This window comes from Corynebacterium pseudopelargi (genome assembly GCF_003814005.1).
In the GTDB taxonomy this organism is placed as follows: Bacteria; Actinomycetota; Actinomycetes; order Mycobacteriales; family Mycobacteriaceae; genus Corynebacterium; species Corynebacterium pseudopelargi.
The window spans coordinates 1,966,340-1,982,029 of sequence record NZ_CP033898.1 but is presented as its reverse complement, the minus strand read 5'-3'; the positions used below and the strand labels follow the sequence as shown (position 1 = coordinate 1,982,029).

The following is a 15,690-nucleotide window of genomic DNA, read 5'->3' as shown; positions in this document are numbered from 1 at the left end:
TTTAAGGAATCAGCATGAACGCCGAAGCATTCTTTGAACAAGTTCGCGATTCACTCATCGTTTCTGCCCAAGCACCTGATGGCCACGTGCTTCGCCACACCCCCACGATTGCCATGTTGGCCAAGGCAGCCGAAGCAGGTGGAGCCACCGCCATTCGATGCGGCGGCTATGGCGGTGTGGCTGATATCCAAGCGGTGCGCGAAGCGGTGTCGGTGCCCGTGATCGGGCTGAGCAAAGAAGGCGACACCGGGGTGTATATCACCCCTAGTGTCAAAAGCGTCCAGGCCGTGGCAAAGGCGGGGGCAGACGTGGTCGCTATCGACGCCACCCAACGTCCAAGGCCAGATGGCTCCACCTTCGCCCAACAGGTAGCAGCGGCGCACGAGTGTGGTGTTTTGGCTATGGCCGATATCGCCACCGCCGATGAAGCACTCGCAGCCCACCAGGCAGGCGCAGACCTGATCTCCACCACGCTTGCCGGTTATACCGAGCACCGCGAAAAGACCACCGGCCCAGATCTTGAGCTGATCCGCGAAATCCGCGCGCTGCTGGCACGTGAATGCCCAGGCCAATCGGTGTTCCTTATTGGCGAGGGGCGCTTCCACACCCCCGAGCAAGTAGCGCAAGGGAGGAAAGCCGGTGCCGATGCCATCATCGTTGGTACCGCGATTACCGATACCGCTTGGATTACCCAGCAGTTCGCAGCGCAGGCAGGTGCATAATGCAAGGTTATGAACGCGATGGGGCGTTAAGGCTTAGCGGTAAAATTCTGTGCCCTGATGGCCTGGTGCAAGGCGAGATCACTGTTCGTGATGGCCGCATCGCCGAAATCTCGCCCCAACCCCAAGCAGCCCAACCCCAAGCAACCCAGCCCGACCAGCCCGACCAGCCCCAAACACCCCAACCCGCCGATGATCTCCTGATCCTCCCCGGCTTTGCCGATGTGCATAACCACGGCGGTGCGGGGGAGTCTTTCCCAACTTCGGATCAACAAGGGTGCGCCAAGGCTGCGCGCCATCACTTAGCGCATGGCACCACCACGCTATTGGCCTCCACCGTGTCGATGCGTGAGCCGGTGCTTTTACCGCAGCTTGCCCAACTTGCAGAGCTCGCCCAGGAGGGGCTGATTGCAGGTATCCACGCAGAGGGGCCTTTTGTGAATGCGTGTCGCTGTGGTGCCCAAGATCCTGACGCCATCATTGACGGCGATCCTGAGCTTTTTGCCAAGATGATCAAGGCCGCAAAGGGCTATTTGCGTTCGGTTACCTTGGCGCCGGAAACGGCAAATGTAGAGGCATTGATCGATGCCTGCGTTGAGCACAATGTGATTGTTTCTTTCGGCCACTCGGATGCTGATTTCAGTCGGGCGGCTCAAGCGATCAATTACGCACATCAGGCCGGCGCCACCATTACTGCCACGCACCTTTTTAATGCGATGCCTCCGCTGCATCACCGTAATCCGGGTGTTGCTGCGGCATTGATTGAGGCTGCAGGCCGCGGTGTTGCTTCGGTGGAGTTGATCGCCGATGGTGTGCATTTAAGTGATGACGCGGTTGCGATGCTCATGGCATCGCTTGGGCCTGATCACATCACATTTGTTTCTGATGCCATGGGTGCAGCAGGTAAGGCCGATGGTGATTACATGCTGGGTGCCCTTGAGGTGCAGGTTCGTGATGGTGTGGCGCGTTTGCGCACCGAAGATGGCGCTCCTGGTGCCATTGCAGGTGGCACTTCGCGGATCATCGATCAGGTTCGCAGGCAGGTGAAGTCAGGGCACAGCTTGGAGTCGGTGGTGCGCGCCGCTACTACCGGCCATGAGCTTTTGGGTGTGCCCACCGGGTTGAAGGTGGGTAATCCTGCAGATCTTGTGGTGTGTACTCCAGGCTTTGAGGTGCAGCAGGTGTTGAAACGTGGCCAGTTGTTTCAGCCCGATGCTCAAGCGCAGGGATCGTAGGCAGTAGGAATTTAAAAAGGAGCCAATAGGTTATGGAAATCGTCATTGTTCAGCATAAGGATGAGGCCGCTAAGATCGCGGCGGATATCGTCGAAAGCTATGTGCGTGAAGGAAAAACGCTTGGTCTTGCCACTGGCTCTACGCCTCTTGGCACCTATCAGGAGTTGATTCGGCGCCACCGGGAGCAGGATTTGAGCTTTAGGGATTGCCAGGCTTTCTTACTTGATGAGTACGTGGGGCTTCCCCGCAGCCACGAGCAGACCTATTATCAGACGATTCGCCGGGAGTTTACTTCCCACATTGATATCGACGATGCGCAGGTGCATAGCCCCGATGGCACCGCCGAGCATCCCGGCGAGGCTGCGCGCGCCTATGATCGCTCTATCGGCGATGCCGGTGGCGTGGATATTCAGATTTTGGGCATTGGTTCGGATGGCCACATTGGTTTTAATGAGCCCACCAGTTCGCTGCAAAGCCGCACGCGCATTAAGACCTTGCACCCGGATACCGTGCGCGATAACGCCCGCTTCTTCGATGATGATGAGTCGAAGGTGCCGCACCATGTGATGACTCAGGGCATCGGCACGATTGGCGAGGCCCGCCACCTGCTGCTCTTGGCTTTCGGCGAGAACAAAGCCGAGGCGATTGCGGCGATGGTGGAAGGCCCGGTCTCTGCCATGTGCCCGGCTTCTGCTTTGCAGATGCATGAGCATGTCACGGTGATTGTGGATACCGCTGCCGCCTCCGGGCTCAAGCACACCCAGTACTACAACTACGCCTTGGAAAATAAGCCCACCTGGCAGGCTTTTTAAGCTTGTCGACGAACAAAGCCCGCCCCACATCATGTGAGGCGGGCTTGTGTGTTGCCCTTGGAGCGCCTATTGGCAATCAATAATGCTGCGCAATGGGCGGTGGGTATTGCTTTGGTGCTGTTGTGAAAAACATGTGGCTATCTGGCGCAGCGGGGTTGTGGTGCCAAATACCCCATCCCAGGATTGCTGTGCTGCGCAGTGCTTAAGAAGCTCAACTGCAGGGCCTAAGTGGTGTGGCTCGTAATTGTGCACTCCACGGATGCTGCGCCATCCGCGAACCAGCCACTGCGGGTCTATGGCTGTAGCAGGTGATGGAAACACGCTTCCTACCAGCACTGCTGTTGCGCCAATACCCAGCGATTGGATGGCTGCCTCCACTCCTTGTGGTGCCCCTGAAAAATCCAGCGCCAGATCTACGCGCAGATCATCACGATGTACTGCTGGCAGTGTGGTTGCACCCCAGCGACGAGCCAACCCAAGGCGAGTGGGGTTCGGATCTGCGGCGATGATCTCATTGGCGCCAAACAGTTGCGCTGCCTGTACTGCATAGAGCCCGAGCATGCCCACGCCTTGGATCAGCACCCGTTTCCCGGCCAGCGCAGCGCTGCCGAGTGTGTGGCAGCCTACGGCATCAAAGGCCGCTATCACCGTTGCTGCGGCGCAGCCGGCGGTGGCAGCGATGGGATCAGGCAGATGATCATCGATGCGGATGACGCTTTGACCAGGGCGAAGCACCATGTGGCTGGCGTATGTGCCAGACAGTGCCCACGAGGATGTGATGGGCTCGTGTCCCACCTTCTGCAGGTGGCGACATTTTGCTTTGAGCCCACTTTCGCAACGATCGCAGTGGCCGCAGGCAGCGATCACCGACCACACCACGCGATCGCCTTCAGCCAGCGGCGTGCCGTTACAATCTGTTCCCTCATTGCTGGCAACGATCCTGCCTACCCCTTCGTGGCCTAACACCGAAGGGCACGGCGAATCGCGATGCCCGCTGAGGGTGTGCCGATCTGATTGGCAGATCGTACTGGTAGAAAGCCGCACCAGGCTTTCGCCAGGCAGAAGCTGAGGTACTTCCATTACGGTGGGCTCAAAGCTTGTGCCGCCGCGCCACACCATCGCAAGTGCTGTGGAATCGAGGGCCTTTGGCAGGAGTTGATGCTTCATAAGATGCGCGCAGGGGAGGCGTCGACAAGCAAGATGCCGCCTTAGCGCCTATGCCTTCAAGGAATCTGGACCGGAGACCACCGCTACAACATCGGCGGCTTTATCCAAAATGAATTCTGCCTGCTCAGCGGAAAAATCCTCGGCAGTTAGATGGCCTGTAAGCACCCCGGCGGAGTGGACTTTCGCGGCTTTGGCTGCCTGAATATCCACCGCAGTATCGCCAAGAGAAATCACCGCCTCGGGCTGCTCAACGCCTGTATCACGCATAATCTGCTGGATCATATCGGGTGCGGGGCGGCCCTGAGCCACCTCATCACCAGCAACGGTTGCATCAACCACACAGTCTTTTGCATCTCCGCTGGTCCAGCCGAGGGCATCGAGGATGATATCGGTGATATCGCGGGAAAAACCGGTGCTCAAACCGACCTTGATGCCGCGGGAGCGAAGCTCGGCAAAGGCTTCGATAATCTCCGGCATCGGGGTTGGAGGATCCTCGCGGTACACCCGGCCTAGTTCTTCGCGGAACCACTGGAAGCACTCCTTAACCAGGTCTTCGCTGGCTTCCACACCGCCGATTGTGAGCAAATTGCGAATGGCCCACTGCTTTTCTGTACCCATCCACTGCTGAAATTCGGCGTCGGAGAACCTAGCGCCTTCGCGTTCTACGGATTCGCGCAGCACACGGTAGACCTCGTCGCGGTCATCAATGGTGGTGCCTGCGAGGTCGAATACCGCAAGCTGTACCGGGGTGGGTTGAGACATAAAAACGTTCCTTTCAAGTATGCATAGCTTTGTCCAGCAACAGTGGATGCTTTCTAGCGCACAGCGTTACGCATCCACATGGCTAGGGCTTCGATAGCCAGGACTACCACGAGTATGAGCCCCACAATGTAGGTCACAACATCAAATTGATTCACCCGCGCGGCGTTGAGGAGCTGGAAGCAGATGCCGCCGGCGCCGATCACACCTAAGAGTGTGGCTGCGCGGAAATTGGTATCCAGCAGGTAGAAGACGTGGGCAAAGAAGGATGGCAGCGCCTGGCGCAAGGTGGTGGAGAAGAAAATCTGTACCTCCGTAGCGCCTGTGGCACGGGTAGCTTCTTGCACGCGAACATCCGTTTCTTCTAAGGAATCGGCAATCAGCTTGGATAGTAGCCCTACTGCTCCGAGTGCAAGCGCAAGCGTGCCGGCCACAGAACCCAATCCGGTGACGACCACGAAGATGATGGCAAGGATGAGTTCCGGGATGCCGCGGACACCGACGATAATCAGGCGGAAGAATCCGCTGATGGCGCGGTTCGATACCACGTTGCGCGCAGCCAGGATGCCGATGGGCAAGGCAACGATCGCGCCAAGCACGGTGGCAGCCAGCGAGATCTGAAGGGTGAGCAATAGTTGCTCAAACACACTTCTGCCAATGCCGCCATCGCTTGGTGGGAAGAACAAGGCAAGGGTTTCTGGCAAGGAGATGAGGCCTTCCCACAGCGCACGCGGGCTTAGATCCACTTTGGCCACCGAGGCAATGAGCATCACCAGGATTACCGCGGCAGCTAAGAAGCGACGTAGGCGGTCGATGCTCCACGGCGGGCTGATGCGCTGGAGATCTTTTGAGGCTTCTGTGCTTCGAGTGCGCTGCCACAAACGATCCACCCAGGTACTTGGGCGTTTTGCCTGCGAGCTATTGCCAAGCAGTGCTTGGCGGATTGTTCCAGAGATCAGCTCGGTAATAATGCACAGTGCTAGCACCACTAGGGCTAGTGCCATGCCACGCTGGTAATCCAACACTCTTAAAGATTCAGAGATCGCAAGTCCGATACCACCGACTCCCACATAACCCAGCAGCACCGAGGTGCGGAGGTTGATATCGAATCGGTGCAGCGCAGTGGCGATGATTTGGGGCAGGAGTGCTTGGGGGATGGTGGCAACGATTTGTTGGCGGCGGCTCGCACCTGCCACCTCTGCTGCCTCCCTGGGGCCATCGTGAAGGTCCTCGATGGCATCGGCATAGAGCTTGCCCACCATGCCCACCGAGTGCAGCGCCATGGCAAGGATGCCGGCGGTAGCGCCTAAGCCAAAGACTCTTAAAAAGAAGATCGCGAGCACCAGATCGGGGATGGCACGCGCCAGCACGATCAGCGTTCTTGCAGCTCCGCGCGAGATGCGATTGCGTGAGGTTGCCTGGGCCGCAGCAACGACCACGGGGATAGAAAGCACGACCGACAAGCTGGTAGCTAGGAAGACAATGGCCAGTGTTTCAGCCACCATGGAAAGCAGTTCTGTGGCAGAAGGGAAGTCCAGGGGGAACATCCTGGCAACAAATTCCACGGCGTTATCTGCCGATTGGGCAATCGCTGCAATGTTGATGCCTAAATCCTGCACGGACCATAACCCGGCGATGACCAAGGTGAGCACCACGCCGGTGGCAATCACATTGCGTGGTGCAAGTGTGGGGCGCGAACTTGGCCGGATTGGCCTTGTTTGTTCTAGCACGGGGGCCATTAGCGCGCTCCCGTCGCTACCGGGGAATGTGGGGTGTTGTCTTCTGTGGCCGATACTGCGGAGTAGATCGAGGATGCGGTGGTGGCATCCAGGCCGCGGGTCTCGCGGTCGAGCACGATCTTTCCGCTGCGTAGACCGATGATGCGGTCGGCAAAGTCGATGGCAAGCTGGACCTGGTGCAAAGAGGCCACAACAGTGAGGTTATCTTCGCGGCTGATCTTTTTAATCAGGTCGATCACCTGGTGTGAGCTCACAGGATCCAATGAGGCCACTGGTTCGTCGGCAAGCAAAATCTTTGGGTGCTGCAGCAGCGAGCGGGCGATGGCGACTCGCTGGCGCTGCCCACCGGATAGAGTATCGGCGCGCTGGAAGGCGCGATCTGCCAGCCCAACGCGATCGAGCTGCTCTAATGCCTCTTTGCGCAGGCTCTTGGGATACATCATGAGGGTCAGCCGCGGCCCTCGCAGGGAGCCAAGACGCCCAGCACACACATTTTCTAGCACCGACATGGGCCCTACCAGGTTGAAGTCTTGAAAGACCATGCCAATTTCACGTCGAAGGGTGCGAAGCTCCTTCTTGTTCAACTCGGCTAGATCCTGCCCAAGGACTCGAACATGGCCCTTGGTGGGTTGGTGGAGTCCGTTGAGGTGGCGAAGCAGCGTCGATTTTCCGGAACCGGAAAGGCCAAGCAGCACGGTAATTTCGCCCTTTTTCAGCCCTGAGGTCACACCATCAAGGCCGCGCACGGTGCCAAAGTCCTTGGTCACGTTTTGCATCTGGATGGCATAGATCTGATCGATTTCACGTTGCAGCTCGGTGGTGATGGGTTTGGGGTGATCCACGAAGTTCACTCTTTCCTGATGGTGTTGAAGGTTCTGGCCTTGGAGCTAGCCAACGTTTTTGCAAGCATCTGCCTTGGTTACTTCGCAGATCTTTCGAATGGAGTTGTAATCGGCATCGGTGACGGGAAGGTATCCGTACTCGATTTCCTCCGGCAGCACGCAGTCTTGTTCAGAGCTGCAGATGCCCGCCTTGACCAGTTCCGGCTTATTCGCCTTGGTCTGGATGGCGTCTCGGATCTTGTCTGCCACCTCTGGGTCAAGGGTGGAGGTGTTGAGCACGATCGGGTCTTCCGGGATGGGGTTAGAGGTCCAAATATCTTGTACTGAGTCAGGTTTGATCTGGCCGGACTTTTCCAAGGTCTTAAGCATGGAATCGTGGGCGAAGGCTACATCGCACTGGCCGGAATCAAGCCCGAGCAAGGAGGCATCGTGCCCGCCTGCCATGACTGGTTCCACGTCGTCTTTAGGGTCGATGCCCTCGCTGAGCAGGCCTTCGGAGGGCACGAGGTAGCCGGAGGTAGAGGCTGCATCGACGAAGCACACCTTCTTGCCCTTGACGTCTTTGAGGTCTTTGATCTCGGAGCCCTTTTTCACGTATGCCACGGAGCGGTACGCGGGGGCTTCGTCTTTGTTATTGGTGGGTGCGGCAACTGGTTCGATATCCACCCCGGAGTCTTTGGCAATCACATAGGAGAAAGGCCCATAGGATGCGATGTCGATTTGTCCTGCGCGCTGGCCTTCGATCACGGCGGCGTAATCGGCGGCGTTTTGGAACTTCACCTTCACGCCAGCTTCTTGTTCAATCAGCTTGGCCAAGTTGGAGTAGGTGGATTCAAGGGTTTGGGAAGATTCGGCGGGGACGGCGGCGAAGGTGACGGACTTTTCTGAGTCGGAACCATCAGAGCTACATGCGCTCAGCCCTGCGAAAAGGCCTAGTGCAGCGATGCTTGCAACGGTGGCGGTGGTAGCGCGTTTGGTGGACTGAAGAAGAGTGGTCATGGGGGTGGATATCCTCTCAGGATTGTGATGGTGCTGGCAGGGGTGTGGGGTCTGTGTTCCCCGCCTTCAGAGATGATTCTTACCCAACGCGCTGGAAATATCTATACAATTACCAAGAGTTCATCTTGGCTAGCTTCTATTAACCTCCGCGATATCCGGCCTTCAGCTTCTAGGCTAGGAATTGCGCTGTTAATCACAGTTTTCTACGGTCAGAGAAGGCTGAGGGCCGGTGCGAAGATGTAGATACTTCTTGCTAGAACTGGTCCAAGATGTGTTCTGCGAGCCCGAAAGACAGTGTCATGCCGATGCCTGAGGCCACCACTGCCACCACGGTCTTGGCGTCCGGGCGATGCACCACCAGATTGGTAGAAGGTGAATCGGCATACACGCCTTGCCAGCGCTGCTTAACGCGCAGCTTGTCCACGCCCAGGTATGCCGCAGCCTTGCTTTGGAGCAGCGAGGCGGTTTCCTCGCTAATAAACGGTGTGGGGCTGTCGTGGTAATCGTGAGAATCGCCAACGAGCAAACCCTCGGGGATAGCAGTGACCATGAGATTTGCAATGCACTCCACCAGTTCCGGTTCGCGCTGCTGGAGCTCCTGGCGCAGCTCCGGTACCGAAGCCATGGCACTAAAGCCGTCGTATCGCGCCAAAGAGGTGCCGGTGAGCATACAAAAATCAGAGGCGATATGGTCCGGGCGTTCCACTAGCGCCATGCTGAGGGTGCAGGATCGCACGCCTTCGGCCTGGGCAAGATCGGGCAAAAGATAGGAGAGGTTCACCCCAGGGCAAAGCACGACGCGTTGCGCCTCCCACTGGCCACGGCTGGTATCCACCACGCCATCGGCGGTGGATCGCAGCGTGGTGTTCCACTGGAATGTCACGCCTTGGGCTTCAAGCCATTGGGCAAGCGTTGCTGCTGCTTCGCGCGGATTCACGCGCATGTCCAGCGGCAACAGGGCGCCGCCAACCGGCTTGAGGCGTTGGTGGCCAAGGCGTTGTTCTACCTCGCTGGGGCTAAGCAGCGTGACTTGCTCCTGGCCGCGATGGTTGGCGAACTGCTCAAGCACACTCATTTCCACGTCGCTTGTAGCGGGGATCAGGGTGCCTGGTTGGGCTGCCCAAAAGCCCGCGTCTTGTGCTGCGCTGATCCAACCTTCGCGGGATTTGGCCACCATGGCCTGGAGTTCATCGGCTTGGCCGGTAAAGCAGGCGTGGCCGAAGTTTTGAATGGAGGCGCCAGTAGGGCGGCTATTTCTTTCGATGACCATCACATTGTGGCCTTGTTTATAGGCTCGGTAGGCCGTGGCCAGGCCGATGATTCCCGCTCCGACCACGATGATGTCGAAGGGCTTTGCTGGGTGCTGGGGGTTTTGGTGCATGGCCTTTATTATGCTCGCCACCGCCAGGCAAGATCCATAGTTGTCTATATAAGTTTGGCTAGAATTCACTTGGGTTACCTCACGGCTACATCGCGGCATTGATGCAGATAAAAGCGCATTTTCAGCCTCTGGGGCACCCAAAAACCCTCTGAGGCGCTGCCCACTTGTGGGGTATTCTGATCACTACATCGTGGCGCAATGAGCAAACACCTGCTGAAGCCGCCGCTTCAGTCCAGGCCTAGCATGGTTCCAGCCCAGCATGGTTTCGGCTCTGCATGGTCCGACCCAGCATGGTTCCGACTCTGCATGGTCCGACTCTGCGCGGCACGAAAAGCAAGACAAGTCATTGATATTGCCCCTAGGGCATGGCCCTAGCGTTCCTAGAAGCACCCCGTGCCAAACGTGGTGCGAGGCGGGCTCGAGAGTTGCAGGAAGTGGTTGTGGCGTTTCAACAGCATGAATTGATTGCTAATTTCCTGCGGAAAGAGATCACCTCTGGTGCGTTGTGCCCAGGTGATCCTTTGCCATCTGAGGCTGAATTATGTGAACAATTCTCCTCGTCTCGCGGCCCGGTGCGCCAGGCCATGAGCACGCTGCGCAACGAAGGGCTGATTTCTTCAGGCCGTGGCCGCCGATCAGTGGTGCTAGAAAATATCCGCTCCCAGCCTTTCGACTCTGTCATTTCCTTTACCCAGTGGTGCTTGGAAAGTGGAGTGCAGCCTGGCCAAAAAACGCAGTGGATGATGCGTAAGCCTGCAGATAAACCCATGGCAGATGCCCTTGAAATCGGAGAGGGCGAGCCCATTGTTTCCCTCCTGCGTTTGCGCACTATGGACGGCACGCCCGCGATGCTTGAGCGCCTTACGTATCCGCTGTGGGTGGGCCAGCATGTATTGAATTTCGACCCCGATTCCGGGTCGATCTACCAGCGCATCATCGATTGCGGTGTGGATATCCATCACGCGAGCCGTGCGATTGATGCCATCGCCGCGCCCAAAGAGGATGCCGCATTGCTCGGAGTTGCCGAAGGTGCCCCGCTGCTTCGCATGTACCGCAGGGCCTTTACCCGTGATGGGGTGCCGATCGAGGCCTCCGACGATCGCTACTTGCCTTCGCGAGCACGCTTTTCCTTAGTCTCTGTGCGAGGGAACCGCTCGCCGCTGAGTTTGGTCAAAAATCAAGGCGATGCCCTGCAATCCGAACCTGCCTGATTGAGCTTTTCGACGAAAAAAGCCCGCCCCACAACACGTGGGGCGGGCTTTTTAGGCGCTGCGGTTTTACTCGCTGCCGAGCTTCTTGTCGGCGGCGTCGCGTGCCTTATCGATCTTGTCTGCTTTGTCCTCGCCAAGCTTCTGCTTAGCTACATCAGCAGCCTTGTCTAGGGCCTTGTCGGTGTTTTCCTCGCTGTTGAGGAAGTCCTTTGCCTTATCCATGATGCCCATACGCAACTCCTTTGCATGTTGTTGGGAACATTGACCTTTAAGAGCATAAACCCCATGCCCGGAGGTTGCGAGCTGTAGACCAAAACGTGGGGGCACTAAAAAAGCTTGCAAAAGCGCTCGTGGATACCGTAGTGTTGCACTTTGGACTTTTTCGAGGAGTCCAATTTGTAAACGTAAAACACCTACTTTGTTGTAGGCCTCCCGCCTTTTGCGGCCGAGCGAGAAAGTGGCAGCGAGCCCTTATAGCTACTGAGCTATAAGAGCGATGAGTGGCCCAAGAACGCACGGTGACGTTTCAGGTGGGTGAAGGAACCGCAACGAGAAAGGCGCAAGGTCACTTCTTATGACCATGACCGATCCTATTGCCGACATGCTGTCGCGCGTGCGCAACGCTAACCACGCGCACCATGACACCGTGTCGATGCCTTCTTCCAAGCTCAAGGCAAATATTGCTGAGATCTTGAAGCAGGAAGGCTACATCGCTGACTACCAGGTTGAGGATGCCAAGGTTGGCAAGACCCTCACCCTGGACCTGAAGTACGGCCCCAACCGCGAAGGCTCCATCCAGGGCCTGCGTCGCGTGTCCAAGCCGGGTCTGCGCGTGTACGCAAAGTCCACCAACCTGCCGAAGGTGCTCGGCGGCCTGGGCGTGGCAATCATCTCCACCTCCCAGGGTCTGCTCACCGATCGCCAGGCTCACGAGAAGAAGGTGGGCGGGGAAGTCCTCGCCTACGTCTGGTAAGAGAAGGGGGACTAGAACATGTCACGTGTAGGTAAGGCACCTATCGCTATCCCGTCCGGTGTGGACGTCAAGATTGACGGCCAGCACGTAGAGGTGAAAGGCCCCAAGGGCACCCTCGACGTCGACGTACCGGCTCCGATCTCTGTTGCTGTTGATAACGGCCAGATCGTGGTCAGCCGTCCGGATGATCACCGCAAGAACCGCTCGCTGCACGGTCTTTCCCGTTCGCTCGTGAACAACATCGTTGTTGGCGTGACCGAGGGCTACACCATCAAGATGGAAATCTTCGGTGTTGGTTACCGTGTGCAGCAAAAGGGCCAGGATCTCGAGTTCTCCTTGGGTTACTCCCACCCGGTTCTGATCAAGGCTCCGGAAGGCATCACATTCGCTGTGGACGGCAACACCAAGCTGTCCGTTTCCGGTATCGACAAGCAAAAGGTTGGACAGATCGCCGCCAACATCCGCCGTCTGCGTAAGGACGATCCTTACAAGGGCAAGGGTATTCGCTACGAAGGCGAGCAGATCCGTCGCAAGGTCGGAAAGACGGGTAAGTAAAAGATGAGCAACAACGAGAACAACAACGGCAAGCGCCTGCCGGTTGGCAAGGACATTTCCACCCGCCGTCGCCAGGCTCGCGTACGCCGTCACGAACGCATCCGCAAGACCCTGCGTGGCACCGCCGAGGCTCCCCGCCTCGTCGTGCACCGCTCTTCGCGCCACATGCACGTCCAGGTCATCGACGACACCAAGGGCCACACCCTTGCTGCCGCTTCCACCATGGAAGCCGATGTTCGTGGCATCGAAGGCGACAAGAAGGCCAAGGGCGCCAAGGTTGGCCAGCTCATTGCTGAGCGCGCTAAGGCCGCTGGCGTAGAAAAGGTCGTCTTTGACCGCGCAGGTTACAAGTACCACGGCCGCGTTGCTGCGCTGGCCGAGGCTGCTCGCGAAGGTGGTCTGAAGTTCTAATGACCGCTTTCACCAAGAACATCAACGGAAGGATCGCGTAATGCCGGGACGTGAACGGCGTGACGGCGGACGCTCCGCCGACAACAACAACGACAACCGCAACGAGCGCCGCGGCGGCCGCCGCGACGACCGTCGTAACCAGCAGGACGAGCGCTCGCAGTACATCGAGCGCGTCGTGACCATCAACCGTGTGTCCAAGGTCGTGAAGGGTGGTCGTCGCTTCAGCTTCACCGCCCTCGTGATCGTCGGCGACGGCAAGGGCATGGTCGGCGTTGGCTACGGTAAGGCCAAGGAAGTTCCTGCGGCAATCCAAAAGGGTGCAGAAGAGGCTCGTAAGAACTTCTTCCGCGTGCCCATGATTGCCGGCACCATCACCCACCCCGTGCAGGGCGAAGCCGCTGCCGGTGTCGTGATGATGCGCCCCGCCGCACCGGGTACCGGTGTGATCGCCGGTGGCGCTGCCCGCCCCGTGCTCGAGTGCGCAGGCGTACAGGACATCCTCTGCAAGTCGCTGGGCTCCGACAACGCCATCAACGTGGTGCACGCCACCGTTGCTGGCCTGAAGCAGCTCGCTCGCCCCGAAGAGGTTGCCGCTCGCCGCGGTAAGACCTTGGAGGAAGTGGCTCCGGCTCGTATGCTGCGCCAGCGCGCAGGACAGGAGGCGTAAAACCATGGCCCTGAAGATCACCCAGAAGAAGGGACTGGTTGGCGCAAACCCGAAGCAGCGTAAGAACATGACTGCTCTCGGCCTGAAGCGCATCAACCACTCCGTAGTCCGCGAAGATTCCGCAGCCGTGCGCGGCATGATTCACATCGTGCGCCACATGGTTGAGGTCGAAGAAGTGGCAGGGGAGTAAAACATGAGCGAACCAATCAAGCTCCACGACCTGCGCCCAGCACCGGGCGCTCACAAGGACAAGACCCGCGTTGGTCGCGGTGAGGCCTCCAAGGGTAAGACCGCCGGCCGCGGTACCAAGGGCACCAAGGCTCGTAAGCAAGTTTCGGCTGCTTTCGAGGGTGGCCAGATGCCGCTGCACATGCGTCTGCCCAAGCTGAAGGGCTTCAAGGCTCGCAACAAGGTCTACTACCAGGTAGTCAACGTTGCAGACCTGCAGAAGCACTTCGAAAATGGTGGCGACGTCACCGTTGCAGACCTCGTTGCTAAGGGTCTCGTGCGCAAGAACCAGCCCGTCAAGGTGCTGGGTAACGGTGAAATCTCCGCCAAGGTCAACGTGACCGTGGAGAAGTTCTCCAAGTCCGCACAGGAAAAGATCGAAGCCGCTGGCGGCTCGATCACCGCTTCCAAGTAATCTTTGAAGCACGCTTAAACCCCGCTTACCTGCCGGTAAGCGGGGTTTTGCTATAGCTCAACCCACACAGATGAGCGTGGAGGCCAAGGCAATCCAAAAAAGGACATAAGCTCACATCATGATCCCTAGTACACATCCCGATGCACTTATCGCATACACCGCAGCCCAAGGCGCAGCCGAGCTGATTTCCAAGCGCAGAGCCGAATACAACCTCCACGCCCTTGGTGTGGAACATAAAAGCTCCACGGTGGACCCAGTCACGGTAGTGGATAAAGAATCCGAACAATACATCGCTACCTACCTACGCCAGCAAGAACCAGGGGTCGCCATCTTGGGTGAAGAATCCCAGGCCGGCGGCAGTAGCAATGGCACAAGAAGATGGATTGTAGACCCTATCGATGGCACGGTGAACTTTCTCTACGATGCCCAGGCCTATGCAGTCTCGATCGCTTTGGAAGTAGCAGGGCGCATCGAGGTAGGCGTGGTCCACGACGTTCCAGCCGAGATCACCTACCTTGGCGTGCGCGGCGAAGGAGCCTGGCGTTTGCGCCAAGGCCAATGGCAAGCCCTGCAGTGCTCTACACCAGATGGCTTAGCCTCCACCTTGCTTGCCACTGGGTTTAGCTATGATGCGCAGCGCAGGAGCACCCAAGGCGCCCTGATTGCAACACTGCTTGGCCAGGTGCGAGATATACGAAGGTTCGGCTCGGCAGCACTTGACCTGTGCCGCGTAGCAGAAGGCAGCGTGGACGCATACTTTGAACATGGCCTCAACCCTTGGGACGTAGCCGCCGGCAGCTTGATCGCCGAAGAAGCAGGCGCATCGTGCACACTACCTGCCCTAGATAGCTTTGCAGACGACGCCGCACTGGTGCTGGCAGCAGCGCCATCAGTGGCTCAAGAGCTTGCAGCACTGCTGCCAAAAAGGATCTAAGAATCAAGCTCGAACACTGTGCATGCTCATGGCTTGGAGTACATTAAAGATGACGCATAAGCACAAAAGAAGCTGGTTTTTAAGGAGCAGAAATGATCACAGGAAAGAATTGGTTGGCGCTGCTTTCGGGCGTGTTATTCATCATCGGCGGCGTGCTGGTCTTTGCCAACCCAGTGTGGAATATGGCCACACTCGGATGGATCTTCACCTTCATCGTCTTAGTTGATGCCATCGTCGCCATCGTGGATTACTTCCAACGCCCCAGGGCCTTAAGAAGCGGCTGGGACCTCGCCCTGGCAATTCTGACGCTGATCATCGGCATTGGTCTACTGGGTAATTCCGCAATGGCTCAGGCCACCATCGTGCCCTACCTGGTGGGATTCTGGCTGATCTTCATCGGTGCCGGCCGCATTGCCGCCGGTGTTGTAGGCCCGCGTTCGCTCAAAGCCACCCTGCTGATCACCGGCACCTTGGTGCTCCTGCTCGGTGTGGCCGTGATGTTTAACCCGCTGTTTTCTGCCATCGTCTTGTCCTATATCTTCGCCTCCGTGCTCATCGCCTTCGGCGTGATCCGTGTGCTCGAATTTTTCAGGCCAGCAGAAGGCTAAACGCCAAAAATAACAAAGCCGGGCTACAAAGCCCG

19 protein-coding genes are annotated in these 15,690 nt (G+C 57.9%); 12 read left to right on the top strand and 7 right to left on the bottom strand.

Annotation, left to right across the window (positions count from 1 at the left end; translation table 11 throughout):
- Nucleotides 1-14: 14 nt before the first annotated feature.
- From CPPEL_RS09285 to nagB, 3 genes are read left to right on the top strand one after another with little or no spacing between them, the layout of a single operon-like run.
- Nucleotides 15-722, top strand: coding sequence for an N-acetylmannosamine-6-phosphate 2-epimerase (locus CPPEL_RS09285; RefSeq protein ID WP_123960857.1), 708 nt, complete (start codon nucleotides 15-17; stop codon nucleotides 720-722).
- Nucleotides 722-1,954, top strand: coding sequence for an N-acetylglucosamine-6-phosphate deacetylase (locus CPPEL_RS09280; RefSeq protein ID WP_123960855.1), 1,233 nt, complete (start codon nucleotides 722-724; stop codon nucleotides 1,952-1,954). Before CPPEL_RS09285 ends, CPPEL_RS09280 begins: the two co-directional genes overlap by 1 nt.
- A gap of 32 nt (nucleotides 1,955-1,986) precedes the next feature.
- Complete coding sequence (gene nagB, locus CPPEL_RS09275) at nucleotides 1,987-2,766, top strand: glucosamine-6-phosphate deaminase (protein ID WP_123960854.1); 780 nt, start codon at nucleotides 1,987-1,989, stop codon at nucleotides 2,764-2,766.
- Between the two features lie 66 nt (nucleotides 2,767-2,832).
- Here the strand turns inward: nagB and CPPEL_RS09270 are convergent, their stop codons facing one another.
- The 6 genes from CPPEL_RS09270 to CPPEL_RS09245 all read right to left on the bottom strand — a co-directional run bounded on the left by CPPEL_RS09270 (nucleotide 2,833) and on the right by CPPEL_RS09245 (nucleotide 9,653).
- Nucleotides 2,833-3,933, bottom strand: a complete 1,101-nt coding sequence (locus CPPEL_RS09270; protein ID WP_123960853.1) for a zinc-binding dehydrogenase — start codon at nucleotides 3,931-3,933, stop codon at nucleotides 2,833-2,835.
- 48 nt (nucleotides 3,934-3,981) lie between these two features.
- Nucleotides 3,982-4,695 carry an HAD family hydrolase gene (locus tag CPPEL_RS09265; RefSeq protein ID WP_123960852.1) on the bottom strand — a complete coding sequence of 238 codons (714 nt, stop codon included), beginning with the start codon at nucleotides 4,693-4,695 and terminating at the stop codon, nucleotides 3,982-3,984.
- Nucleotides 4,696-4,748: 53 nt separating this feature from the next.
- The gene (locus tag CPPEL_RS09260; protein ID WP_123960851.1) at nucleotides 4,749-6,431 is read right to left on the bottom strand and encodes a PhnE/PtxC family ABC transporter permease; all 1,683 of its coding nucleotides are present in this window, start codon (nucleotides 6,429-6,431) and stop codon (nucleotides 4,749-4,751) included.
- A complete protein-coding gene (phnC, locus tag CPPEL_RS09255; RefSeq protein ID WP_425453824.1) occupies nucleotides 6,431-7,207 on the bottom strand; it encodes a phosphonate ABC transporter ATP-binding protein in 777 nt (258 codons plus the stop codon). Before phnC ends, CPPEL_RS09260 begins: the two co-directional genes overlap by 1 nt.
- 111 nt (nucleotides 7,208-7,318) lie before the next feature.
- Complete coding sequence (locus CPPEL_RS09250) at nucleotides 7,319-8,272, bottom strand: phosphate/phosphite/phosphonate ABC transporter substrate-binding protein (protein ID WP_123960849.1); 954 nt, start codon at nucleotides 8,270-8,272, stop codon at nucleotides 7,319-7,321.
- 253 nt (nucleotides 8,273-8,525) lie between these two features.
- Entirely contained in the window at nucleotides 8,526-9,653 is a 1,128-nt protein-coding gene (locus CPPEL_RS09245; protein ID WP_123960848.1) for a TIGR03364 family FAD-dependent oxidoreductase, read from the bottom strand.
- 440 nt (nucleotides 9,654-10,093) lie between these two features.
- On the opposite strand from CPPEL_RS09245, the gene CPPEL_RS09240 reads away from it, so the two are divergent.
- Nucleotides 10,094-10,864, top strand: a complete 771-nt coding sequence (locus tag CPPEL_RS09240) for a GntR family transcriptional regulator (RefSeq protein WP_245990430.1) — start codon at nucleotides 10,094-10,096, stop codon at nucleotides 10,862-10,864.
- 66 nt (nucleotides 10,865-10,930) lie between these two features.
- Here CPPEL_RS09240 and CPPEL_RS09235 read toward each other — a convergent pair whose 3' ends face one another.
- Nucleotides 10,931-11,095, bottom strand: a complete 165-nt coding sequence (locus CPPEL_RS09235; protein ID WP_123960846.1) for an antitoxin — start codon at nucleotides 11,093-11,095, stop codon at nucleotides 10,931-10,933.
- A gap of 343 nt (nucleotides 11,096-11,438) precedes the next feature.
- Here CPPEL_RS09235 and rpsH point away from each other — a divergent pair, with 343 nt between their 5' ends.
- The 8 genes from rpsH (at nucleotide 11,439) to CPPEL_RS09195 (ending at nucleotide 15,655) form a co-directional block, all read left to right on the top strand.
- Nucleotides 11,439-11,837, top strand: a complete 399-nt coding sequence (rpsH, locus tag CPPEL_RS09230; RefSeq protein ID WP_123960845.1) for a 30S ribosomal protein S8 — start codon at nucleotides 11,439-11,441, stop codon at nucleotides 11,835-11,837.
- An 18-nt stretch (nucleotides 11,838-11,855) separates the two neighbouring features.
- The gene (gene rplF, locus CPPEL_RS09225; RefSeq protein ID WP_123960844.1) at nucleotides 11,856-12,392 is read left to right on the top strand and encodes a 50S ribosomal protein L6; all 537 of its coding nucleotides are present in this window, start codon (nucleotides 11,856-11,858) and stop codon (nucleotides 12,390-12,392) included.
- A 3-nt stretch (nucleotides 12,393-12,395) separates the two neighbouring features.
- Nucleotides 12,396-12,803, top strand: coding sequence for a 50S ribosomal protein L18 (gene rplR / locus CPPEL_RS09220; RefSeq protein WP_123960843.1), 408 nt, complete (start codon nucleotides 12,396-12,398; stop codon nucleotides 12,801-12,803).
- A gap of 40 nt (nucleotides 12,804-12,843) precedes the next feature.
- Complete coding sequence (rpsE, locus tag CPPEL_RS09215; RefSeq protein WP_123960842.1) at nucleotides 12,844-13,470, top strand: 30S ribosomal protein S5; 627 nt, start codon at nucleotides 12,844-12,846, stop codon at nucleotides 13,468-13,470.
- 4 nt (nucleotides 13,471-13,474) lie between these two features.
- Nucleotides 13,475-13,660: a 50S ribosomal protein L30 gene (gene rpmD / locus CPPEL_RS09210; RefSeq protein WP_123960841.1), complete on the top strand. Its 186-nt coding sequence runs from the start codon at nucleotides 13,475-13,477 to the stop codon at nucleotides 13,658-13,660.
- Nucleotides 13,661-13,663: 3 nt separating this feature from the next.
- Nucleotides 13,664-14,113: a 50S ribosomal protein L15 gene (gene rplO, locus CPPEL_RS09205; RefSeq protein WP_123960840.1), complete on the top strand. Its 450-nt coding sequence runs from the start codon at nucleotides 13,664-13,666 to the stop codon at nucleotides 14,111-14,113.
- A gap of 118 nt (nucleotides 14,114-14,231) precedes the next feature.
- Complete coding sequence (locus CPPEL_RS09200; protein WP_123960839.1) at nucleotides 14,232-15,047, top strand: inositol monophosphatase family protein; 816 nt, start codon at nucleotides 14,232-14,234, stop codon at nucleotides 15,045-15,047.
- Nucleotides 15,048-15,139: 92 nt separating this feature from the next.
- Nucleotides 15,140-15,655: an HdeD family acid-resistance protein gene (locus CPPEL_RS09195; protein WP_123960838.1), complete on the top strand. Its 516-nt coding sequence runs from the start codon at nucleotides 15,140-15,142 to the stop codon at nucleotides 15,653-15,655.
- Nucleotides 15,656-15,690 lie beyond the last annotated feature (35 nt).